21 protein-coding genes, 1 other RNA gene and 1 pseudogene are annotated in these 24,183 nt (G+C 37.7%); 11 read left to right on the top strand and 12 right to left on the bottom strand.

The genetic code is table 11. The features are described 5' to 3' along the window. Positions 1-199: 199 nt before the first annotated feature. From mnmE to rpmH, 5 genes are all read right to left on the bottom strand, one after another. Positions 200-1,564 (bottom strand): tRNA uridine-5-carboxymethylaminomethyl(34) synthesis GTPase MnmE, encoded by a 1,365-nt coding sequence (mnmE, locus tag QV06_RS02855; RefSeq protein WP_065236856.1) that lies wholly within the window; start codon positions 1,562-1,564, stop codon positions 200-202. A gap of 67 nt (positions 1,565-1,631) precedes the next feature. Then, positions 1,632-3,257, bottom strand: a complete 1,626-nt coding sequence (yidC, locus tag QV06_RS02850; protein WP_065236855.1) for a membrane protein insertase YidC — start codon at positions 3,255-3,257, stop codon at positions 1,632-1,634. After that, positions 3,257-3,523, bottom strand: a complete 267-nt coding sequence (gene yidD, locus QV06_RS02845) for a membrane protein insertion efficiency factor YidD (protein WP_065233625.1) — start codon at positions 3,521-3,523, stop codon at positions 3,257-3,259. Before yidD ends, yidC begins: the two co-directional genes overlap by 1 nt. Further along, on the bottom strand, positions 3,487-3,846 hold the full coding sequence (gene rnpA, locus QV06_RS02840; protein WP_065236854.1) for a ribonuclease P protein component: 360 nt from the start codon (positions 3,844-3,846) through the stop codon (positions 3,487-3,489). The genes yidD and rnpA overlap by 37 nt, the downstream gene beginning before the upstream one ends. Positions 3,847-3,861: 15 nt before the next feature. Next, positions 3,862-3,996 carry a 50S ribosomal protein L34 gene (rpmH, locus tag QV06_RS02835; protein WP_013745661.1) on the bottom strand — a complete coding sequence of 45 codons (135 nt, stop codon included), beginning with the start codon at positions 3,994-3,996 and terminating at the stop codon, positions 3,862-3,864. Between the two features lie 329 nt (positions 3,997-4,325). Here rpmH and dnaA point away from each other — a divergent pair, with 329 nt between their 5' ends. The 3 genes from dnaA to recF are packed head-to-tail and all read left to right on the top strand — an operon-like array spanning position 4,326 to position 7,888. After that, positions 4,326-5,693 (top strand): chromosomal replication initiator protein DnaA, encoded by a 1,368-nt coding sequence (gene dnaA / locus QV06_RS02830; protein ID WP_065233623.1) that lies wholly within the window; start codon positions 4,326-4,328, stop codon positions 5,691-5,693. Between the two features lie 9 nt (positions 5,694-5,702). Then, positions 5,703-6,803, top strand: a complete 1,101-nt coding sequence (gene dnaN / locus QV06_RS02825; RefSeq protein ID WP_065236853.1) for a DNA polymerase III subunit beta — start codon at positions 5,703-5,705, stop codon at positions 6,801-6,803. 5 nt (positions 6,804-6,808) lie between these two features. Continuing rightward, the gene (gene recF / locus QV06_RS02820; RefSeq protein WP_065236859.1) at positions 6,809-7,888 is read left to right on the top strand and encodes a DNA replication/repair protein RecF; all 1,080 of its coding nucleotides are present in this window, start codon (positions 6,809-6,811) and stop codon (positions 7,886-7,888) included. A 35-nt stretch (positions 7,889-7,923) separates the two neighbouring features. Here recF and QV06_RS02815 read toward each other — a convergent pair whose 3' ends face one another. Next, a complete protein-coding gene (locus tag QV06_RS02815; RefSeq protein ID WP_065236852.1) occupies positions 7,924-8,556 on the bottom strand; it encodes a MunI family type II restriction endonuclease in 633 nt (210 codons plus the stop codon). Positions 8,557-8,566: 10 nt separating this feature from the next. Continuing rightward, positions 8,567-8,776, bottom strand: a complete 210-nt coding sequence (locus tag QV06_RS02810) for a helix-turn-helix domain-containing protein (protein ID WP_065236851.1) — start codon at positions 8,774-8,776, stop codon at positions 8,567-8,569. A gap of 91 nt (positions 8,777-8,867) precedes the next feature. Here QV06_RS02810 and QV06_RS02805 point away from each other — a divergent pair, with 91 nt between their 5' ends. After that, the gene (locus QV06_RS02805; protein ID WP_065236850.1) at positions 8,868-9,575 is read left to right on the top strand and encodes an MT-A70 family methyltransferase; all 708 of its coding nucleotides are present in this window, start codon (positions 8,868-8,870) and stop codon (positions 9,573-9,575) included. 189 nt (positions 9,576-9,764) lie between these two features. Here the strand turns inward: QV06_RS02805 and rluC are convergent, their stop codons facing one another. Next, positions 9,765-10,742 (bottom strand): 23S rRNA pseudouridine(955/2504/2580) synthase RluC, encoded by a 978-nt coding sequence (rluC, locus tag QV06_RS02800; protein ID WP_065236849.1) that lies wholly within the window; start codon positions 10,740-10,742, stop codon positions 9,765-9,767. Between the two features lie 468 nt (positions 10,743-11,210). On the opposite strand from rluC, the gene rne reads away from it, so the two are divergent. Beyond that, positions 11,211-14,213, top strand: a complete 3,003-nt coding sequence (gene rne, locus QV06_RS02795) for a ribonuclease E (protein WP_065236848.1) — start codon at positions 11,211-11,213, stop codon at positions 14,211-14,213. A gap of 70 nt (positions 14,214-14,283) precedes the next feature. Here the strand turns inward: rne and QV06_RS02790 are convergent, their stop codons facing one another. The 3 genes from QV06_RS02790 to QV06_RS02780 form a co-directional block, all read right to left on the bottom strand. Next, positions 14,284-14,901 (bottom strand): 5-formyltetrahydrofolate cyclo-ligase, encoded by a 618-nt coding sequence (locus tag QV06_RS02790; protein WP_065236847.1) that lies wholly within the window; start codon positions 14,899-14,901, stop codon positions 14,284-14,286. Between the two features lie 16 nt (positions 14,902-14,917). Beyond that, positions 14,918-15,099: non-coding RNA, 6S RNA (ssrS, locus tag QV06_RS02785), on the bottom strand. 68 nt (positions 15,100-15,167) lie between these two features. Next, positions 15,168-15,470 carry a cell division protein ZapA gene (locus QV06_RS02780; protein WP_065233618.1) on the bottom strand — a complete coding sequence of 101 codons (303 nt, stop codon included), beginning with the start codon at positions 15,468-15,470 and terminating at the stop codon, positions 15,168-15,170. 141 nt (positions 15,471-15,611) lie between these two features. On the opposite strand from QV06_RS02780, the gene QV06_RS02775 reads away from it, so the two are divergent. The 6 genes and pseudogenes from QV06_RS02775 to udp all read left to right on the top strand — a co-directional run bounded on the left by QV06_RS02775 (position 15,612) and on the right by udp (position 21,323). Then, positions 15,612-16,160 (top strand): UPF0149 family protein, encoded by a 549-nt coding sequence (locus QV06_RS02775; RefSeq protein WP_065236846.1) that lies wholly within the window; start codon positions 15,612-15,614, stop codon positions 16,158-16,160. 12 nt (positions 16,161-16,172) lie between these two features. Continuing rightward, positions 16,173-17,504, top strand: coding sequence for a Xaa-Pro aminopeptidase (pepP, locus tag QV06_RS02770; protein ID WP_065236845.1), 1,332 nt, complete (start codon positions 16,173-16,175; stop codon positions 17,502-17,504). Between the two features lie 2 nt (positions 17,505-17,506). Then, positions 17,507-18,697 (top strand): 2-octaprenyl-6-methoxyphenyl hydroxylase, encoded by a 1,191-nt coding sequence (ubiH, locus tag QV06_RS02765; protein ID WP_065236844.1) that lies wholly within the window; start codon positions 17,507-17,509, stop codon positions 18,695-18,697. Continuing rightward, on the top strand, positions 18,697-19,917 hold the full coding sequence (locus QV06_RS02760; RefSeq protein ID WP_065236843.1) for an FAD-dependent monooxygenase: 1,221 nt from the start codon (positions 18,697-18,699) through the stop codon (positions 19,915-19,917). The genes ubiH and QV06_RS02760 overlap by 1 nt, the downstream gene beginning before the upstream one ends. Before the next feature lie 181 nt (positions 19,918-20,098). Next, positions 20,099-20,551, top strand: coding sequence for a transcriptional regulator AsnC (asnC, locus tag QV06_RS02755; RefSeq protein ID WP_156541923.1), 453 nt, complete (start codon positions 20,099-20,101; stop codon positions 20,549-20,551). A 14-nt stretch (positions 20,552-20,565) separates the two neighbouring features. After that, positions 20,566-21,323 (top strand): annotated as a pseudogene (gene udp / locus QV06_RS02750) (uridine phosphorylase). Between the two features lie 65 nt (positions 21,324-21,388). Here udp and polA read toward each other — a convergent pair. Then, on the bottom strand, positions 21,389-24,172 hold the full coding sequence (polA, locus tag QV06_RS02745; RefSeq protein ID WP_065236842.1) for a DNA polymerase I: 2,784 nt from the start codon (positions 24,170-24,172) through the stop codon (positions 21,389-21,391). Positions 24,173-24,183 lie beyond the last annotated feature (11 nt).

The raw sequence follows: 24,183 nt of genomic DNA, 5'->3' as shown, positions 1-24,183 counted from the left end.
TTTGCCTGAAAATCTTATTGGAATGAGAATTAGCAAGTGTGCGAGGGCGTGTTTCTTTTGCTTCATTTTCTTTACACGAGTAAAGAAAATGAAGTCGCCCTTTAGGGCGAAACCTAAATAATAATTAGAGCAAAATATTAATAAATAGGCTTAGTTATCAGATGAGAGTGCGTAGTAAGACTACTACGCACTTACACTATTATTTCCCAATACAAAAAGAACTAAAAATATTGCCAAGTAAATCATCCGAAGTAAATTCACCCGTGATCTCACTTAACGCATTTTGTGCCATTTTTAATTCTTCTGCCAACAACTCACCCGCATAAAATTGGGTAAGTTGAATATGCCCTAATTGTAAGTGTTCGGCCGCTTGGTTTAACGCTTCTAAATGACGGCGGCGTGCTAAGAAACCACCTTCAGTTACCGTCTGATACCCAATACTCTCCTTAAGATGATCTTTGAGTAATTGAATTCCTTGTTGGGTTTTGGCTGATAGAGTCACTGTGGTATAGCCATTCTCAACTGAAATACCTTCAGGTTCACCACTTAAATCGGCTTTATTACGAATAATGGTGACTGGCATTGAACTTGGTAATTTTGACATAAAGTCTGGCCAAATTTTTTCAGGTAAAGTTTCTTTAGTGGTAGTGCTATCTAGCATAAATAGCACACGATCGGCCTGTTCGATCTCTTGCCATGCCCGCTCAATACCAATTCTTTCTACTTCATCGGTTGCAGCACGTAAACCAGCTGTATCAATGATGTGTAATGGCATACCATCTAAATGAATATGCTCACGTAATACATCACGTGTTGTCCCGGCAATATCGGTGACAATGGCTGCTTCTCTACCTGCTAATGCATTGAGAAGACTTGATTTACCTGCATTTGGTCTGCCTGCAATTACAACTTTCATCCCTTCACGTAATAAGGAGCCTTGTTTGGCTTGAGCTTGTACTGCATCAACCTGTTGAATGATTTGATTTAATAGAGATTCAATTTTTCCATCGGCGAGAAAATCAATTTCTTCATCAGGAAAATCAATCGCAGCTTCGACATAAGTACGTAAATAAATGAGTTGATCGACTAACTGGTGAATTTGATGCGAAAATTCGCCTTGTAATGATTTTAATGCGGAGCGTGCAGCCTGTTCAGAACTTGCATCAATTAAATCAGCAATAGCTTCTGCTTGTGCTAAGTCAATCTTATCATTTAAAAAAGCTTGTTCTGAAAATTCCCCTGGACGAGCTAAACGAACCCCATGAATTTGTAAGATACGTTTTAACAATAGATCTAAAATGACTTGCCCACCGTGCCCTTGTAATTCCAAAACATCCTCACCAGTAAAAGAGTGTGGTGCTTTAAAAAACAGTGCGATACCTTGATCTAAGGTGGTGCCATCAATATCTTTGAATGGTAAATAATCCGCTACACGTGGTTTAGGACATTTTCCTAAAACTTGTTGCGCTACTTCAGTAGTAAGTGGCCCTGAAATCCTTAAAATTCCAATACCACCTCGGCCGGGTGGTGTAGCTTGAGCGACAATTGTTTCTGTTTGAATCATATTGGTTAATCAAAAAAAGAAATATAAAAAACTTAAGGCATCTCGAAAGATGCCTTAATCATTACGTTTATTTATTACGAGAATGTAAGCCTTTCTTTTCTAATCCTCGATAAATAAGTTGTTGTTGAATAATAGTAATGAGGTTTGATACCAACCAGTAAAGAACTAAGCCTGATGGGAACCATAAGAAGAAGAAAGTAAACATTACTGGCATAAAGGTCATTACTTTTTGTTGCATTGGATCCGCTACTGGAGTTGGTGACATTTTTTGTAATAAGAACATAGATGCACCCATTAACAATGGCAAAATATAATATGGATCTTGTGCAGATAAGTCTTGAATCCAGCCAAAGAATGGTGCATGACGTAATTCAACTGCTTCTAAGAATGTCCAGTATAATGCAATAAAGATTGGCATTTGCAGTAACAATGGTAAGCAGCCACCAAGTGGATTTACTTTTTCTGCTTTATATAATTCCATCATTTCTTTACTCATGCGTTGTTTATCATCACCACAACGTTCACGTAACTCCTGAATTTTTGGTTGTAACATACGCATTTTTGCCATAGAGGTATATTGCGCCTTAGTTAAAGGATAAAGAATCGCTTTAACTACGATAGTTACCCCAATAATAGCAAGACCCCAGTTTTGTACGAGACTTTGGATAAATTGAAGGAGCCAGAATAATGGTTTTGCAATAAACCAAGCCCAACCATAATCAACGGTTAAATCAAGATGTGGAGCGACTTTTTCCATTTGATCTTGAAGTTTTGGTCCTACCCAAAGTTGGCTTGTAATTGTGTCAGTAGCACCATTTGCAATAGTTGTTACTGGACCACGGTAACCGATATAAGCGAAATTGCCTTGTGTAGAACTATAAAGTTGGTTTTCTGCATCTTGATTTGGAATCCAAGCAGAAACGAAATAGTGTTGCAACATTGCAGCCCAGCCTTGTTTGGTTTTAACGGCTAGGTTTTCTTTCTTCATATCATCAAAAGAATATTTTTTATAATTGGTTTCTGATGAAGAATAAGCACCACCTAGATAGGTAGGCATTGCAATGTGACCAGTATTTTCAACTAAAGTATGTTTAAGTTGCGCATAAGGTTGTACTTGAATTGGCGAACCAGATGCATTAGTTACTTCAAAGTTTACTTTTACATCATAGCTATCACGAGAGAGTGTGAATACTTTACGATAAGTAATCCCATCTTTAACTAAGGTAAATGGTACAGCAATTTCATTTTGTCCTTCAGCAAGTGCAAAATGGTCACCTTCAACTTGATAGTTTGCACGACCAGATACAGTATCGCTACCATTAGCGCCGATTAAACCACTTTGTGCGATATAGGCAAGCTCAGGCGTATTTTTTAACAAAGAAAATGGCTGAGCTGAATGTAATTCAGCATCATATTTAAGTAATTGAGCTTCAACGATATCACCACCAAGGGTATCAATTTTTAAGCGCAATACATCATTTTCGATAGTTACAAGATGACTTTGCTGATTATTGTTTGCAGCAGTATCTTGGATAACACTTGCTGAGGCTGATGGTTGTTCAGCTTGGCTTTGTGTTTGTTCTTGTTGGTTTTGTTGAGCGAGTTGTGGATTGTTGTCAATTTCCCATTGTTGGTAGATGAGAAAAGAGATAAACAACAAAGCAATTACGAGTAAACTACGTCTTGAATCCATTATTTTTTTCTCTGTGGTTTATGATTATCAATAGGTGGCGGTACAGGATCATAGCCTGATGAACCAAAAGGATGACATTTTAATATACGCTTCACAGTTAGCCAACCCCCTTTTATCACTCCGTGTGTCTGAATTGCTTCAATCCCATATTGTGAACAAGTCGGGGTGAAACGACAGCGAGGTCCTATTAAAGGACTAATCACCAGTTGATAAAAACGAATAAAGCCAATTAAGATTTTTTTGAGAAACGTAGATGCCGTTGCCATAATTTATCCAACGCTTTATATAACAACGCATTATCTAAATCACCAATCCCTTTACGTGCAATAATAATAAAGTCGTAATTCGGTAATTGATGTTGTTGTAAGCGAAAACTCTCACGACAAACACGTTTAATCCGATTTCGTTGATTAGCACGTTTTACATATTTTTTTGCAACAGTTAAACCTAATCGAGGATGTTGAAGGGTATTAGGACGAGCAATAATAGAAATTTCAGGTAGTGAAGCCCTGAATGGTTGTTGAAATACGAAGTTAAATTGAGCGGGAGTTAACAGACGTAACTCCCTTGAAAATCCTAGCTTAGACACTCGGTAATCAGCAGATTATGCACTTAAACGTGCACGACCTTTAGCACGACGACGAGCTAAAACTTGACGACCTTTTTTAGTTGCCATACGCGCACGGAAACCGTGAGTACGACTACGTTTTAATACTGAAGGTTGGAAAGTACGTTTCATTTTCTTATCTACCTAATAAATTGACGTTTTAATATTGGTAAAAGAGATAACTCAATTGGTTTGAGTTAGCATCAGTGATATTAAAACAAAAAGTTACAATAAAAAGAGGACGCAATTCTAATCAGAAAATTGCCTTTCGTCAAATGGATAAACAGAAAAAATCGCTTTTTCTTGGTTTCTTATTAATGAAAATACAGCCTTAATCAAGAAAGGGAAGAGAAGCTCTGTAAAAATTGATCTTTTGAGAAGATCTTAAATCGAGTTTATTGTATGATATCGGTCGGTTTTAGATGGATCATTGATAAATTTAGATAACAATTAACATACCTATGGAACAGCACAGATTATCTTCCCTTTGGCAAAGTTGCCTGTTACAGCTGCAAGATAAAATTAGCCAGCTGGATTTCAGTACTTGGATTCGTCCATTACAAGCAGATATTTCAGAAACAACGATGGTGCTTTATGCACCGAATCGATTTGTGCGTGATTGGGTACAAGATAAATATTTAGCACAAATTGAAGAAATTGTGCATTTTTTAACAGCCAACCCTCAATATAGTGTACGTGTACGTGAAGGAACACGCCCAGTTAGAGAAACAGCTTCGATCCAGAATGCAGAAGCTTCTATGGCAGAAGCTGTTCAAACAACCAATAATATTCAACCGACTAAAATTAAAACTAATTTAAATCCTAAGTATGAATTTCATAACTTTGTGCAAGGGAAATCAAACCAGTTAGCACGTGTTGTTGCACAAAAAGTAGCAGAAAAAATTGGTGATGAAGGTTATAACCCGCTGTTTTTATATGGGGGAACTGGTTTAGGGAAAACTCACTTATTGCACGCCATTGGTAATGGCATTCTAAAAAATAAACCAGATGCAAAAGTAGTTTATATCCACTCAGAACGTTTTGTACAAGAATTGGTAAAAGCGTTAAAAACCGAAAGTATTGAGAAATTTAAGAAATTTTATCGCTCTTTAGATGCATTATTGATCGACGATATTCAATTTTTTGCGGGCAAAGAAGGATCGCAGGAAGAGTTTTTCCATACCTTTAACAGTTTGTTTGAAGGGGGACGGCAGATTATTTTGACATCTGATCGTTATCCAAAAGAGATCGATAAGATAGAAGAACGTTTGAAATCTCGCTTTAACTGGGGATTAAGTGTGGCGATTGAACCACCTGAGTTAGAAACTCGAGTGGCGATTTTATTAAAGAAAGCCGAAGAAAGTAATATTGTCTTACCAGAAGAAGTAGCATTCTTTATTGGTCAGAAGTTACGCACTAATGTACGTGAATTAGAAGGGGCATTAAACCGTGTCAGTGCAAATGCAAACTTTACTGGGCAGCCAATAACAATCGATTTTGTCCGTGAAACATTAAAAGATATGTTAGCGGTACATGATCGTTCAGTGACTTTAGATAATATTCAACGGGTGGTCGCTGAACGTTATCGGATCAAAGTGTCCGATCTTAAATCAAAGAGTAAAGCACGTTCGTTTGTGCGTCCTCGTCAAATGGCGATGGCATTATCAAAAGAGTTAACCAATCATAGTTTGCCAGAAATAGGGCGTGCATTCGGAGATCGTGACCATACAACAGTTCTACACGCTTGTCGTAAGATTACGGAATTAAGAGAGTCAGACAATAACATTAGCGAAGATTATGCTAATTTGATCAGAACATTATCAACCTAAGGTGGGCCTATGCAATTTATCGTAGCAAGAGAAAATTTATTAAAACCTTTACAACAAGTATGTGGTGTTTTAAGCAGTCGTCCATCTTTGCCAGTATTAAACAATATTTTGGTACAAATTACAGGTGATCGCTTAACGCTTACAGGCTCTGATCTAGAAGTGGAGTTATCTACTTTTGTGCAATTAACTTCAGCAAGTGAAGATGGTGTTTTTACAATTCCTGCACGTAAATTTTTAGATATTTGCCGTTCATTAAATGATGATGCAGAAATTACGGTGAATTATGAAAATGATCGCGTATTAGTAACCGCAGAACGTAGTAAATTTAATTTAGCCACTTTACCTGCGGAAAGTTACCCTAATTTAACGCAATTAGATATAGATATTGAATTCAGCATTGAACAATCGGTATTGCGTCGCGTGATGGAAGCCACACAATTTTCAATGGCTAATCAGGATGCACGTTATTTCCTAAATGGAATGAAGTTTGAAACTGAAAGTAATGTGTTGCGTACAGTGGCAACAGATGGGCACCGTTTAGCAGTATGTGGGATTCAATTAGCACAAGATGTACCAGATTATGCGATTATTGTGCCACGTAAAGGGGTTATTGAACTCATGCGTTTATTAGACAGTAACAGTGATAATGCGCATATCCGTATGGGGCAAAATAATATTCAAGTACATCTTAATAATGTTATTTTCACCTCTAAATTGATTGATGGGCGTTTCCCTGATTACCGCCGAGTATTACCTCGCAATGCGGATCGTATTTTAGAAGTGGATTGGAATTCACTTAAACAAGCGTGTGTGCGTGCAGCAATTCTTTCTAATGAACGTTTCCGTGGTGTACGTTTGATTATTGAAGCGAATCAGTTAAAGATTTTGGCGCAAAACCCAGATCAAGAAGAAGCAGAAGAAGTAATTGATGTAAGTTATACAGGGGAACCTATGGAGGTTGGTTTCAATGTTAGTTATATCTTAGATGTATTAAATGCATTGAAATGTAAGTCAGTACGTATTCGCTTAACAGATGCAACTTCAAGTTGTTTAATGGAAGATTGCGAAGAAAGTAATGCTGAATATGTGATTATGCCAATGCGTTTATAGTGGTTATGGCTTTATCTCAATTAAATATTCAACATTTTAGAAATCTTAAAGCCGTGAGTTTAACATTAAACTCAGGCTTTAATTTTTTAATTGGTCATAATGGCAGTGGTAAGACCAGCCTGCTGGAAGCGATCTATTTTCTTGGGCATGGACGTTCGTTTAAAAGTTCGGTAATTGGGCGAGTGATCCAATATGAGCAACCTGCTTTTACCTTATTTGCCAAAATTGAGGATCAGCAAAGTAGTTGGTCAGTTGGTTTACAAAAAACTCGACAAGGTGAGAGTACCATCCGAATTAATGGTGAAGATGGTAATAAGATTTCCGATTTGGCTCACCTATTACCAATGCAATTAATTACGCCAGAAGGATTAACCTTAATTAACGGCGGTCCAAGTTATCGACGAGCATTTTTAGACTGGGGATTGTTTCATCTTGAGCCTGGGTTTCATCAATTATGGTCAATGATGAATCGTTTACTCAAACAGCGCAATGCTGCGTTACAGCAAGTAAATGACTATGCGCAAATTAAAATTTGGGATCAACAACTCTATCAAATTGCCCTACAAATTAGCCAATGGCGCCAACAATACGCAGATGCATTAAAGGCAGAAATTAATGCAACTTGCCAGCTTTTTTTACCTGAAGTCGAAATTGATACCCAGTTTTATCAGGGGTGGGCAAAAGAGAGTGATTATGCTGAAATACTTGAAACTAATTTCCAGCGTGATCAGGCGATTGGTTATACGATGTCAGGTCCACAGCGTGCTGATTTTAAATTTAAGGCAAATGGATTGCCTGCCGAAGATATTTTGTCACGTGGTCAATTAAAATTGTTAATGTGTGCTTTACGTCTGGCACAAGGGGAGCATTTAATGCAACAGCAACAGCGCCGTTGTATTTTTTTAATTGATGATTTTGCTTCAGAGTTAGATCCAAATAAACGTGCATTATTGGCACAACGTTTAAAAGAGAGTCAATCACAAGTTATCATTACCGCGATTACGCCCGAACAGTTACAACAACCACATTGGCAAGACGGGGCGAAATTTCAGCTACAAAATGGGGAAATTATGTATCAATATTAAGACTGCATTTTGTATTTATAAAGGAGGGAGGGACCTTATAATAAATAAGGTAATAAATTATTTTCAAAGAAATCAAGTAACTCGCCAATATCATTAGTATTACGCCACATATAGTAATTTTTTGTATATTCTTGAAACCAATAAGCAATTTCTCTATTTCTTCTAGGATCTCTTGTTATATCCCCAACAATAACTAACCAAAATGGTAAAATTTCATCAGATAAGCCTCCTGTTTTACGTATAATCCTCATTAAGCCAGGAGTGAAATATTTACAACTTCGTTCATGTGCATTTCCGCGACCTGCTGCCATATTGGTTGTTTCAACCCATCCATCTTGTCGTTTTATTTCTCCAAATAAAATTTTTCCATTTTCTAAATTCCTGATGGCAAAATCCATTGAAATTCCCCATTGGTATTTTGCTGATCCATTACGTTTTTTCTCTGTAACATCAATATTATAAATTTTCTTAAGTTCTTCTTCAGGTAAAGGGTAAGTAGAATAAATATCTGAAAATTCTTTTGGATGGCGATCTACCAAAAACTTTTCTGGGTATACTATATCTAATGATGATTGCAGAACATGTTGAAATAGTTCTTCTGTTTTCAATGCTTTTAGCCCACTATTCGTTTGCCAATTTGCTCTTTTTCTTAATTCTTGAGTAGCCATTTTTTGTCCTTTATTTTATTCCTTTAAATAGTTCTTCTAGTGATAGTTCAAATCCATTAGCTATTTTGTAGATATTATTGATAGATATATTTCTCTTTCCACTTTCTACTGAAGCAAAATAAGTTCTATCCATATCAATTTTAAGAGCAAAAGTTTCTTGGCTGAGCTTACGCTGTTGGCGTAATTCTCGTACTCTATTCCCAAATTTTTCTGTAATCATAGTTGCACCACCTTTTAAATTAAGATATATTTTGACTGTATTTAAGCCAACGGTTTATAAGTAACAATAATTTAAATAGGAGTATATAGTAATGAAAAAGCAGATCAGTGGTTATTCAAAATATAACCCCGATGCTAAAAATAGAAAAAAAATAAATCCGTTGGATGATGTTTATCCTGAATTACCCAATAAAAGATATGATGTGATATATGCTGATCCTCCATGGGATTATGGTGGAAAAATGCAATATGATAAATCTAGTATTAAAACAGAAAATATTGGATTTGAAAAAAATGTTTTTATAAGTGCTGCAAATTTTCAATATCCAACTTTGAAGTTAAAACAATTAAAAGAATTAGATGTAAATTCAATATCGGCTGATGATTGTCTTTTGTTTATGTGGACAACAGGTCCACATTTAGCCAATTCTATTGAATTAGGAGAAGCGTGGGGATTTGAGTACAAAACTGTTGCTTTTGTATGGGACAAACAAATTCATAACCCAGGACGTTATACTTTATCCCAAACAGAATTTGTTTTAGTTTTTAAAAAAGGGCGGATACCAACTCCCAGAGGAGTTAGAAACGTTCGTCAATTATTATCAGTGAAAAGAGGTAAACATAGTGAAAAACCAGATCATATTATAGAAGCAATAACAAGAATGTTTCCTCAACAGCAAAAAATCGAACTTTTTGCAAGAAGAAGTTATACAGGTTGGGACAACTGGGGAATTGAAGTTCCTGATAGTAAAATTCTCATTTTATCTCAGCAAGAAATGGATTCTTGTATTAAATCATAAAAATTTTCATATATAGTAAGCTATTATTAACAGTATTTAATAAGTTATTTAGTTAAGTTATTGTAATGTCTAGCACAGTAGTAAGGAGTAAATGTGTACATAATATGTAATATCTTTCTTCGCATACTCTTGCTAAGAGTAACAGCTATTAAAATCTATTTATATTTAGAACTTCTAATATAATATCTATTATGGATAAATCATTGATCTTAATTGTGCTAATAACTGCTTACAAGCTTGATCTAAAGGAGCTTGTACTCGCATTTCTTCGCCAGTTTTAGGATGAGTAAAACGAATTGAAAATGCGTGTAAGAATAGACGGTGAACGCCAAAAGGGGCTAATTGCTGATCAAATTCTTTATTACCATATTTGCTGTCAAACGCGATAGGATGTCCAGCATATTGCGTATGCACACGAATTTGATGTGTCCTACCAGTAATTGGCGAAGCTTTTACTAATGTAGCAAAACTAAAACGTTCTTCGACACTAAATCGTGTTTCGGATGGTTTTCCTTGTTCACTTACTTTCACAATTCTTTCGCCACTCGAAAGCTCATTTTTTAATAAAGGTGCTTTAACAGATTTACAGTGCGATTGCCATTCACCTCGTACTAACGCTAAATAATCTTTTTGGATTGTCTTATCACGTAGTTGTTCATGTAGGCTGCGTAAGGCAGAACGTTTTTTTGCAACTAAGAGAATACCAGAGGTATCACGATCTAAACGGTGTACTAACTCTAAAAATTTAGCTTGGGGACGTAAAGCACGTAACGCTTCAATTACACCAAAACTTAAACCGCTACCACCATGTACGGCAATACCAGAAGGCTTATTAATAATTAATAGCTGATCATCTTCGAATAAAATTTGTTGTTCTAGTTCACTGACTTTATTCAGTTTTGTTGAGATAGGCGCTGTATTACTTTTTTCACTCACTCTTACTGGAGGAATCCGAACAATATCACCTGCTTGTAATTTATATTCAGGTTTGACTCGACCTTTATTCACTCGGACTTCACCTTTGCGAATAATGCGATAAATAAGGCTTTTTGGCACACCTTTTAATTTTGCCAATAAATAGTTATCGATACGTTGCTGATCTTCATCACTTTCAATAGTGATAAAACGGACATTCGCATTAATTACTTTGTCTTCAGAATTGTTCATAATTTCTCTAACCTTAAAAAATTCGGCATATCATACCATTAAGTATCAATAGTTGTGAAAAATTGACAAAGTTTTTTCACTCGCAATGACCGAAAATCTATTATCTTTAACTTTGCAAACCGTCGATAAAATGGAATAATAAGGAGCATTTTTTTGTGAGTGAAATGCGTGAAAAGCGTTTTGTTTTTTATTATTCACAGGATAGTGCTTTTTTATTTGATGTTTGGTGCAGCAATAGGGCGTAAGACACCAATTTTAGAGATGTTAATACAGGACACAAATTAAGCAAATTCAAAAGAATTAGTTCAATGCAACCAAATAGTAATCAATCAACATAACGAGTTTGAGCATTTGTGTTGCCTTTTAGCATAGTGAGAATCGGGAGATTGGCATATTGCAGCAACAGAATTAAAGTGTTTGTATTATCATCGTTTTTATAAAAGTTATAACAAGAATAGAGAAATAACGATGAAAAGAATGTTAATTAACGCCACGCAAAAGGAAGAATTGCGTGTTGCTTTAGTTGATGGTCAACGCTTGTTTGACCTCGATATTGAATCTCCAGGGCATGAACAAAAGAAAGCCAACATCTATAAAGGAAAAATCACTCGAGTTGAACCAAGTTTAGAAGCTGCATTCGTTGATTATGGTGCAGAACGACATGGTTTCCTTCCTTTAAAAGAAATTGCCAGAGAATATTTCCCAGAAGGGTATGTTTATCAAGGCAGACCAAATATCCGTGATATTTTGCAAGAAGGACAAGAAGTTATTGTTCAAGTAAGCAAAGAGGAACGTGGTAATAAAGGTGCTGCATTAACAACTTTTGTTTCTTTGGCGGGTAGCTATTTAGTGATAATGCCTAATAATCCACGTGCAGGCGGAATTTCTCGTCGTATTGAAGGCGATGAACGTTTAGAGTTAAAAGAAGCTCTCGGTTCATTAGAAGTACCAGATGGCGTAGGGTTAATTGTCCGTACTGCAGGTGTAGGGCGTTCACCAGAAGAGTTACAATGGGATTTACACGTTTTACTACACCATTGGGAAGCAATTAAAAAAGCGTCAGAATCTCGTCCAGCACCTTTCTTAATTCACCAAGAAAGTGATGTGATTGTTCGTGCGATTCGTGATTATTTGCGTCGAGATATTGGCGAAATTTTAATTGATAGTCGCAAAGTATTCGATAAAGTAAAAGAACATATCAAATTAGTTCGACCTGATTTCATCAATCGAGTGAAGTTATATCAAGGTGAAGTGCCTTTATTTAGTCATTTCCAAATTGAGTCACAAATTGAATCTGCTTTCCAACGTGAAGTGCAATTACCATCAGGTGGTTCTATCGTTATTGATGTTACAGAAGCATTAACAGCTATCGATATTAATTCAGCACGTTCAACACGTGGCGGTGATATTGAAGAAACCGCATTAAATACCAACTTAGAGGCAGCAGATGAAATCGCTCGTCAATTACGTTTACGTGACCTTGGTGGATTAATTGTTATCGACTTTATTGATATGACCCCAGCACGTCATCAGCGTGAAGTCGAAAATCGAATTCGTGATGCTGTTCGCCAAGATCGTGCTCGAATCCAAATTAGCCGTATTTCGCGCTTTGGACTTCTTGAAATGTCACGTCAGCGTTTGAGTCCATCATTAAATGAATCAACACATCATATCTGTCCACGTTGTCAGGGAACAGGTAAGGTTCGTGATAATGAATCACTCTCGCTTTCTATCCTTCGTCTATTAGAAGAAGAGGCATTAAAAGAGAACACCAAACAAGTACATACTATTGTACCAGTGAAGATTGCGACATACTTATTGAATGAGAAACGTCGCGCTATCACTGAAATTGAAAAACGCCATAATGTGCAGGTGATTGTAGTTCCGCATGAACAAATGGAAACACCACATTTCTCCGTATTCCGTTTACGTGATGGGGAGGATAATCATACGTTAAGTTACAACTTAAGTAAGTTGCACGATTTACAAGATGAATTTGATGGCGAAGAGTCTTTAATTAGCCGTACTATCGAACCAACAGCGACAGCAACACCAGCGCAACCAGAGGTGGCAGCAGTAGAAATTACTATCCCGGCACCAGCGCCAGTAGTGAAACGCAAAGAAGAGGAAAAAGTTTCTCTGTTTGGTCGTATTTGGCAAAAGATTAAAGGCTTATTTGCTGAAGAACAGAGCGAAGAGAAAAATAAACGTAATAACTCGCGTAATAACAATAAACAACGTTCTCGTCGTGATAATAAAGAGAATCAACGCCAACGTGATAGACGTAGCAATGAAGATTCTCGTCGTAAAGAGAATGTTGCTAGTGTTGATAAAGAGGACAATGCAAAACGTACTAAACGGGCTAATCGTAAGGCTGCTATTGAGGAAATTAATGAGTTGAATGTGGCTTCATCACGTAAAAATGATGAAGAAAATAGCAAAGAACAACAGGTTGCCTCTCGTCGCCAACGTCGTGATTTACGTAAGAAAGTGCGTTTAGAAGCAACACCAGATGCTGAAAAAACAACGAGTGAAGATATTGCAGCAGCAACACTTCCTGAAGTGACTAATGAAGTGGCGGTAGCTGTTGAAGAGAAAAAAGCGCCTGTTCCTGCATTAGTGGTTGAAGATAAATCAGAGGTTACATCTGCTGATAATTCAGCAGAAAAAGCGAATGCAGAAGCCGTAGTGACAGCACATGATACAGAAGAAACCCCTGTATCAGAGAAACAACCAAAAGAAGGACGTTCACGTCGTTTACCGCGTCATTTACGGATGAATAATCGCAGACGTCGTCACTCACAAGAGGTTGTTTCACCAATGCCATTATTTATGGCAGTAGCGTCACTAGAATTGGCAAGTGGTAAGATTTGTCTGCCATTTGTGAATAGAGTGGAAAAGGAAAAGAACAGTAATTTTGTATCTGTTGATGAGATGTTAGAACAACAAAAACAAGATACGAATGAAACCTTAATTCCAGTAACTTCTGCGGTAATGAGTCAAGATGCGAATCCACGTCCGTTAGAGCCAGTATTAACTATGGCAGCAAACGGTAAAGAAGCGAAATCTAAACCGAATAGTAGCTTAAACCAAGCGTTGTTAGCTCAAACAGCTGAACAAACACAACCAGAAGTTGAAACGGCAGGTATCGAAAATACCACTGTGACTGAAACTGTGATCGAAGTAGTGGAACAACAAGTTGTCCCAGTTGAGGCAGAGGTTGTGGTAGAAAAAGTGATTGAGCCGTATCAATCGACATATCAATTTAATGGACGTTTAGGCACTTTCTCCGTAGTGGAACATATCAAAGCAGATATGACGTTAGCGGAAGCAGGTGAATTAACACCAATGGCGTTGAATATTGTTGAATGGAAAGGATCTCGCTATACCTTTAGAGGCAAAGGCGCTGCGGGGTATCATACAGCGATTGATCGTGCGACAGTTGAACCAACGCAAGCGAAAGCAGAATAAATATTCATATCATAAAAGAGGCTATACTTTAGGGTATAGCCTTATCATTTCTACTAAATTACTTATTTTATTACACCGCCAAAATCTCAAATAAAGGAATATCCCAAATTTCAGCAGGAATTTCTGGCACGTGTTGGCAACAATGTGCAAGCCCAACAGGAAGGAAATTTTTTTGTTGCCAATTTTCTAACGTACGGTCATAAAAGCCACCGCCCATACCAAGGCGATTTTTATACTGATCAAATGCGACTAAGGGTGTAAAAATAATATCTAACTGATCAGCAGGTAATACTTTGGTTACATCTAAAATAGGTTCATCAATGGCGAATTTATTTTTCCGTAACGGTGTATCAGGTGTATAAGCAAGAAAAAGTAGATTGCCAGGACTAAATGGATGCAATACAGGAAGATAAAGATGATAACCCTTTTCCCAAAGTTGCTGAATGAGAAGTTTAGTTGAAATTTCCCCATCGAACGAAAGATATAACGCAATATGTTTTACTGCACGAGGCTGTAAAAAGTCGAGAACAGCTTGTACTATCTTTTTCTCTGCATCTTGTTGCTGCTGTTCAGAAAGAGCAGATCTTTGTTGACGAATAAATTTCCGTAATTGTTGCCGTTGGTTAGCTTTATCAGTTGAAGAAATAATAGGAAAAGTAGAAGAAGATTGGCTGGAAATAATCGACATAGAGTATTATCTCTTATTAGGACCCGAGGTGCCGATACGGGTGGTCGGTCCTTGAACCCTACGGTTCAAGGGAGTCAGTTTTACATTCATTAGGCTTCTTGATAAATCAAGCATGCTCACCGATTGTAGATAACCAACTCTAATATATATCAGTATCGGCTCAGGGACGTAACCCATTGTCGAACACCTCAGGATGGTTTTATAGTACATTAATTTTCTTAATTTGCCTAGTTTAGAGCGTTTATTTTCTTAATCTAAATCATAAATTATTTGTTTGTAGGCATATTAGATAAAATAGTGCTTAAAGAGTGTTCTATCTGTTCAATTTTATTATTAATTAAATGTTCTCGTTCAGAGTTTTGCTGTTGTTGGGTGATTAAATCATGACATAAATTTAAGCCCACAATCGTTAATGCTTTATCAAGTTGAATGATGCCTGTACGGCTTTTTAATTCAGACACTTTCTTTTCCAAGATATCTGCTGCTTCTCTTAGCGCCTGATGTTGATCCTCAGGACAACTTAAACGTAGGTTTTGACCAAAAATATACAAATCAATATTTTTAGACATACAAGAACCTCTTTAGACAAAAATTATTAATGTGATAAATGTTGGTATTATGCCATAGCAAATAAGTTTCGTCATAGATTATTGGTGGATATTCTGGTTGGTGTTAGAATGGTCCAGATTTAAATTCAAATGGAAAATGATATGACAATTACAGCACAGCAGCTCAACCATGAACTAAAGCAAGCTGGAATCGCTTTAAATGGTGTGGAATTACATGGATTATTAACTGGCTTTATTTGCGGTGGTATTCGCGACGAGAGTTGGAAATCATTACTATATAAATTTACCAATGAAGATCATGCCTATCCAGTGCAATTAATTAGCAAAATTGCTGAATTATACAAAGCACTAAATCAAAGTTTATCTGATTTAACAGAATTTACCTTCGATCTGGATTTAGGTGGAGTAGATGATATCTATCAAAATATTTCATCATTAAGTGAATGGTGTAATCATTTTCTATTAGGGCTAGGTTTAGCGCAGCCAAATCTACAAAAAGAACAGCAACAAGATATTGTTGAAGCGTTAGCTGATCTGCGAGAAATTTGCCAATTAGGCTATGAAGAAGATGATGATGAAGAGAGCTTGGAGCACGCTTTAGAGGAGATCATCGAATATTTACGTACTATCGCCATGCTATTTTACTCTCACTTTAGCCAAGCTACCGTTCAACATAAAACTATCCATTAAGAAGGAGTTATTGTGGATTTAAGTTATATGGCAGAGATGCCGATTGAAGAGTTTCAACAACGCCGTTCCCAAGTTTTCGCACAAATACCAACGAATAGTGGATTATTAGTTTTTTCAAATTTGGAATATCTGCGTACCGCATCATCGAATTACCCATTCCGTCAAGATAACTATTTCTGGTATCTCACTGGTTTTAATGAACCTAATGCGGTGTTGTTGTTAAAGAAAACAGAGAAAGGAGAGGAAACGATCCTTTTTTTACGACCATCCGATCCATTAATGGAAACATGGAATGGACGGCGCCTAGGGGTAGAGAAAGCGCCAACAACATTACATATCGATCTCGCATTTTCTATCGAAGATATTCGTCAGCAATTACCACTATTACTGAATGGTTTAACCACCCTTTATCATGCAGAAGAAGTACAAAGTTGGGGTGATGAAATTGTACGACAAACCTTATCCCATATGCGTACACAACAACGGCAAGGAATTAAAACTCCAACAAGCCAAGTTTGCTGGCGACCAATCTTAAACGAGATGCGTTTATTTAAATCTGAAAATGAAATTCGCCTAATGCAACAAGCGGGGCAAATTTCTGCATTAGCCCATATCCGAGCAATGAAACAGGCTCGTCCACAACGTTTTGAATATGAGTTAGCGAGTGAAATTTTGCATGAATTTAATCGCTTTGGGGCAAGATGGGAATCCTATCCATCAATCGTAGCTAGTGGAGATAATGCTTGTATTCTACACTACACAGAAAATGATCGATTAATGCAAGATGGGGATTTGGTGTTAATTGATGCTGGCTGTGAATTTGCAATGTATGCCGGCGATATTACACGAACTTTCCCAGTAAATGGCAAATTTAGTCCAGCACAACGTGAAATTTATCAAATTGTTTTAGACGCAGAAAAACGAGCAATCGAATTATTAGTCAATGGCAATTCAATTAAACAAGCGAATGATGAAGTATTGAAAATTAAAGTAGCTGGATTAGTCCGTTTAGGTATTTTATCTGGTGATGTCGATACATTAATTGCTGAAAAAGCCTACACCCGCTTTTATATGCACAGTCTAGGACATTGGCTTGGCTTAGATGTACATGATGTGGGCGGTTATGGCGAAGATCGTACCCGTACCTTACAACCGGGAATGGTAGTAACGGTTGAACCGGGATTATATATTCCAAATGCAGACGATATTCCAGCAGCATATCGTGGAATTGGTGTGCGTATTGAAGACGATCTGCTAATTACTGAATATGGTAATAAAGTCTTAACTGCTGCGGTACCAAAAGAGATAGATGAAATCGAAGCCTTAATGGCACAACAGGATTAATTATGCAACAGCAACACTACGATGTGATTATTGGCGGTGGGGCAATGAATGGGCTAACTTTAGCCTTAGCATTGAACACATTTTCTGCTTCTAAATTGAGAATTGCGGTGATTGAGAAACGTCAACGATCGCAACAGCAAGGAGTAGGCTTCGATAGTCGTTGTGTTGCATTATCAGATGGTACGTGTCGTAAACTAAATCGCATTAAGGTCAATGATAAAACGACACTCTGGCAACAGATACAATCATTTGCTGAACCCATTAAGCAAGTACACGTTTCTGAGCGAGGGCATTCAGGTATTGTTGAGATTAATGCGGAAGAGTTGCATTTAGCGCAGCTTGGCGTAGTGGTGTCTTTACAGGATATGGGAAATACGTTTGCGCAGGCACTCATCCAATATCCGAATATTGAATTATTTTGTCCACATTTTATTGAACAAATCACCGTATCATCAGATCAAGTTAAAGTAATACTTGATGATCAACGCTGTTTAACTGGAAGCATTTTAGTCGCTGCTGATGGAACAGACTCACAACTTGCTCAGTTAGTTGGGATCGCAAGTGAAGAGTTATATGATTTTCAGCAAAGTGCGATTATTGCGAATGTTGTTGTCAGTGAAGCACATCAAGGGCGAGCGTTTGAACGGTTTACGCCTGAAGGACCGATCGCATTGTTACCAATGGCAGATAAGATGATGTCATTGGTATTTTGTACAAAAACACCGGAAACGTTATTAGCATTAGATGATCAACAATTTTTAACGCATTTACAGCAAAGTTTTGGCTGGCGTTTGGGGCAATTTAAGTCAGTGAGTAAACGTTATGCTTATCCATTAAAGGTAAAACGCAGTGCAACCTATGTTGGTCAGCGTTTTGCGTTAGTAGGTAATGCAGCACAAACTCTACACCCAGTTGCAGGGCAAGGCTTTAATCTTGGAATTCGTGATGTATTCGCATTAGCAGAGGCGATTGTCAAGGCAGAGGATATTGGTTCTGATCAGATGTTGCAGCAATATCAGGCGGAACGTTTACAGGATCAACAGCGGATTATTGGCTTAACAACCAATTTGGTACAAATTTTTAGTAATGAATTACTTCCTTTACAAGTATTACGTCATGTTGGGCTAATTTCCCTCAGCCAGTGTGCAACATTACGCCATACTTTTGTGCAACCAACGTTAGGACGGATTTAATGAAAAGTTTTGATATAGTCATTATTGGTGGTGGTATGGTGGGGCTTGCTTTAGCGCAAGCATTAAAAGACACTACGTGTTCGATTGCGATAGTAGAAGCGAAACAACCGCAATTTCAGCTAGAACAGATCGCCAACCGCGTCAGTGCATTAAATCTTTCTTCGGAAGCAATGTTACGCCAATTTGGTGTGTGGCAACAGATTCAAGATTGGCGAGCAACAGCTTATGCCAAAATGCAGGTGTGGGAAAAAGATAGCTTTGCACGGATTGAATTAGATACGCAAAACTTAGGTATCAGTCATCTTGGACATATCGTAGAAAATCCAATTATTCGTCAGGTATTATATCAATCGGTATTACAACAGCCGAACGCAGAGTTTGTATTAGCCACTCCAATAGCACTGGGCGTCAATGAACAAAATGCCGTATTAACCTTAGCTAATGGCGAAATCCTCGTCGCAAAATTGGTAGTTGGTGCAGATGGTGCAAACTCTTGGTTACGAGAGCAGATGAAAATTCCATTAAATTTTCGGGATTACCAACATTCTGCTTTAGTGTGTAATGTCGAAACGACTGAACCTCACCAACAGATATGCCGACAAATTTTTGCCCCAGATTCAATCTTAGCCTTTTTACCTTTACATCAACCTAATTTAAGCTCGATTGTTTGGTCGCAGGATCCAATTAAAGCTAAGACGTTGGCTGAATGTGATGAAGAGAGTTTTAACCGTCAATTAGCGACAGCATTTGATACTCAATTAGGAGTGTGTCGAGTAGTGAGTGCACGTCATGTTTATCCATTGCGAGCGAGATTTGCACGCGATTTTATTCAGCAACGTATCGCCTTAATTGGTGATGCTGCCCATACTATCCATCCATTGGCGGGATTAGGTGTTAATCTTGGCTTTATGGATGCATTAGCGTTAGCACAAGAAATTGAAACTAACTTAGCACAAGATAAAGATATCGGTGCTTATCGTCATTTACGTCATTATGAACGTTGGCGGAAAACAGAGGCGATGAAAATGTTGGTGGCAATGCAAGGCTTTAAGGATCTTTTCGCTGGCGATTTTCCGTTGAAGAAATTAGTACGTGGCATTGGAATGTCAGTCACAGATAAGTTATTACCAGTAAAACAGCAGTTGATTGCACAAGCGACAGGATTAAGCGGAGATTTACCACAACGTGTTAAACGTTTAGATCTTTTTAGTTTGGAATAACGGTTGCCAACGAAAAAAGATTGATCCACTTCACATTTTTATTGGAATCCATCCCTAGCGGATGGATTTTATCTTGAAACTGCGATGAAAGCTTCTTATCATTAGAAGAAATTTATTTTTTGTGTCTATAAATTATATAATATCTAAAATTCCACAGTCTAAAAGGACAAGTATGCAACCAATCAGCACTATTGATCACCTTGATCAACAAATTTTGCGTGTTTTAACACAAGATGCACGTACACCTTATGCAGAAATGGCAAAAAATTTTGGCGTAAGTCCGGGAACAATTCATGTCCGAGTCGAAAAAATGCGTCAATCCGGAATTATTGAAGGGACCAAAGTTAAAATTAATGAAAGACGACTAGGCTATGATGTTTGTTGTTTTATCGGCATTATTCTAAAAAGTGCAAAAGATTATGAAAAAGTCATTGCTAAGCTGCAAGAATTTGATGAAGTTGTGGAAGCGTATTACACCACAGGAAATTATTCGATTTTTATTAAAGTGATGACTCATACTATCGAAGAGTTACATCACGTATTAGCAACGAAAATTCAGCTAATTGATGAAATTCAATCAACTGAAACCTTAATTTCGATGCAAAATCCTATTCTCCGAGATATAAAACCATAATAAAGGAGGGCATTATGTCGGATGTATTTCACTTAGGTCTTAAAAAAGTGATTTAGACGGAGCGAGTTTAGCGATTGTTCCGGGTGCACCAGAGCGTGTTCCGGTGATTGCTAAATTATTAGATAATCCGAAATTTTTAGTGGCTACCAGAGAATTTACCTCTTGGTTAGGTTATTTAAATGGTAAAGCCGTTGTTGTGTGTTCAACGGGTATTGGCGGACCATCAGTATCGATTGCAGTGGAAGAGCTTGCACAATTAGGTGTAAGAACATTTTTGCGTATCGGTACGACAGGTGCAATTCAGCCAGATATCAATGTTGGTGACGTATTAATTACCACTGGTGCAGTACGTTTAGATGGTGCAAGCCAACACTTTGCACCATTAGAGTACCCAGCAGTTGCGAACTTTGAATGTACCACTGCATTGTATCGTGCTGCACAAGAGTTAAATCCTAATAAGACATATGTTGGGATTATAGCATCATCAGATACCTTCTATCCGGGACAAGAACGTTACGATACCTATTCTGGTAAAGTTTGGCGTCGTTTCCAAGGCTCATTAAAACAGTGGCAAGAACTTAATGTGATGAACTTTGAAATGGAATCTGCGACCTTGTTTACTATGTGTTCAGCTTTAGGTTTACGTGCGGGTATGGTTGCGGGCGCGATTGTAAATCGTACTCAACAAGAGATCCCGAATGAAGCTACTATGAAAGCTACCGAAGAAAATGCAGTAAAAATTGTCGTTAAAGCAGCAAGTTATTTACTGTAATCCAATAAAAAATAAGGTTTTGCCTTAGGTAAAACCTTATTTATCTTATAGTAGTTTTTTATCGCTTAATGTGCCTGATCCCAATTATCCCCTGAATTCACTTCCACAATTAAAGGCACAGTCAATTTCACTGCATTTTCCATTACTTGTTTTATTAATGTTTGATATTCAGCGACTTTCTCTTCTTTTACTTCAAATACTAATTCATCGTGAACCTGCATTACCATACGAATGTCCTCTTTATCAGTAATTAAGCGATCGAGATCAATCATTGCTTTTTTGATAATATCCGCTGCGGTACCCTGCATTGGCGCATTAATTGCCACACGTTCTGCGGCTTTACGGCGAATCGCATTACTTGAGGTGATTTCTGGCAAATATAAGCGGCGACCAAGCAATGTTTCTACATAACCTTGTTGTTTCGCTTGTTCTTGAATATCAGACATAAATTGTTTTACACCTGGGTAGCGTTGGAAATAGCGATCAATATACGTTTGGGCTTCGTTACGAGGAATGCCAAGCTGACGTGACAAACCAAAAGCACTCATTCCATAAATTAAACCAAAGTTAATCGCTTTAGCGCTATAGCGTTGTTGAGCCGTTACTTGTTCAATTGGCGTTTCAAACATCTCTGCTGCGGTAGAGCGGTGAACATCTAAACCATGTGAGAAGGCATAAGCTAACCCAGCATCACCAGAGAGGTGAGCCATAATCCGTAACTCAATTTGTGAATAGTCAGCTGCCACCACTTTATAACCTTTTGGTGCAATAAAGGCTTGGCGAATTTTACGTCCATCTTCACTGCGTGTTGGAATATTCTGTAAGTTTGGATCAGAAGAAGATAAACGACCAGTAATGGTAACGGCTTGATGATATGAAGTATGTACTCGCCCTGTATCTGGATCGATCATCTGTGGCAATTTATCGGTATAAGTCGATTTTAATTTGCTGAGACCGCGATGTTCGACCAACAATTTTGGCAAATCGTGTTCATATGCCAACTCTTCTAATACTTCTTCATTAGTTGATGGCGCACCTTTTGGTGTTTTCTTTAATACGGGTAAACCTAATTTTTCAAATAAAATTTCTTGTAATTGCTTAGTTGAAGCAAGGTTAAAAGGTTGGCCAGCTAATTGGTGAGCTTGTTGTTCTAATTGAATTAATCTGGCACTAATTTCTTGAGATTGTTGATAGAGTAAATCGCTATCAATTAACACGCCATGACGTTCCATTCGTGCTAATACTTGTGATAGTGGCAATTCAACATCAGTGAATAACTGTGCCAGTTTAGTTTGCGGTTGTAGCTGTTGCCATAACACTTGATGTAATTTCATTGTAATATCAGCATCTTCTGCCGCATATTCTGCTGCCTTTTCGATCTCAATTTGATCAAAAGTGAGCTGGGTTTTGCCTTTACCTGCAATATCTTCAAAATGAATGGTATCGTGGTTAAGATGGCGTTTAGCCAGATCGTCCATATTATGGCGACCTGTGCTATCAAGCGTATAAGACTCGAGCATTGTATCAAACGCAATTCCCGCTAATTGGATACCGTGGCGTGCCAAAATAGTGACATCATATTTTAGGTTTTGTCCGACTTTTTTAATGGCTGGATTTTCTAGCACATCTTTTAATGTAGTCAGTACCTGATTGATATCTAGTTGTGGTGGGCAATCTAAATAATGATGTTGTAATGGTAAATATGCAGCTTCGCCATTTTCTAACGCAAAAGATAAACCAACTAATTTTGCCTGCATATAATTTAGACTATTGGTTTCTGTATCAATCGCAAATAGCGTAGCATTCGCTAATTTCTGATGCCATTCAGCTAATTGTGATTCGGTTAAAATGGTTTGATAGGCAGAGCGATCAACCTCAACGCTAACTGTATTATGCACAGCAGCTTTTGGCATAGTTGCACTAGCGATTGGTGTCGCCGCAGCTGTATGGCTAGTCTGTTCATCAGATAATAGTTCATTCAGCCAACGTTTAAATTCATAACGACCATAATATTCAATTAATTGATCACGATTCTCAGGGCGTAAGGTTAATTGATCAAAAGTGGTATCTAACACCACGTCCGTTTTAATGGTGGCTAAACGATAGGAAAGATCTGCATCTTGTTTCGCGGCAACTAATTTTTCGGCTAAGGTTTTCGCACCACGCACCGATAAAGAGGCAACTTTATCCAGATTGGCATAAATCGTCTTAATATCACCAATACCTTGTAATAAACCTTGTGCGGTTTTTTCGCCTACACCGGGTACGCCGGGAATGTTATCTGAGCTGTCGCCCATCAGTGCGAGAAAATCAATAATTAACTCTGGTGGTACACCATATTTTTCAATGACACCTTCACGATCTAAGATGGTATTGGTCATAGTATTAATCAGCGTAATGCGATCATCAACCAATTGAGCCATATCTTTATCGCCAGTACTAATTAAAACATCTCGACCTTGTGCGGATGCTTGTTTAGCCAGTGTACCAATCACATCATCTGCCTCAACACCTTCCACAATTAATAATGGTAAGCCTAAGGCTTCAATCATTTGGTGCAAGGGCTGAATTTGTTGGCGTAAATCCTCAGGCATCGGTGGACGGTGGGATTTATATTGTTCAAACATCTCATCACGGAAAGTTTTCCCTTTCGCATCAAAGACCACGGCAATATGGGTAGGTTGTACTTGTTTCAGTAAGCTCTTTAACATATTCAATACGCCATACATCGCTCCAGTAGGTTCGCCTGCAGAGTTGGATAAACCTAAACGGAAGTTAGCATGATAAGCACGATAGAGATAAGATGAACCGTCAACAAGGACGAAAGGATTGTCTGCAATTTGTGGCATAGTGATCTCGA

Source organism: Gallibacterium genomosp. 3 (assembly GCF_001678475.1).
In the GTDB taxonomy this organism is placed as follows: Bacteria; Pseudomonadota; Gammaproteobacteria; order Enterobacterales; family Pasteurellaceae; genus Gallibacterium; species Gallibacterium faecale.
Note: the sequence above shows the minus strand (reverse complement) of the source record. Positions and strands in the feature narration are given on the sequence as shown.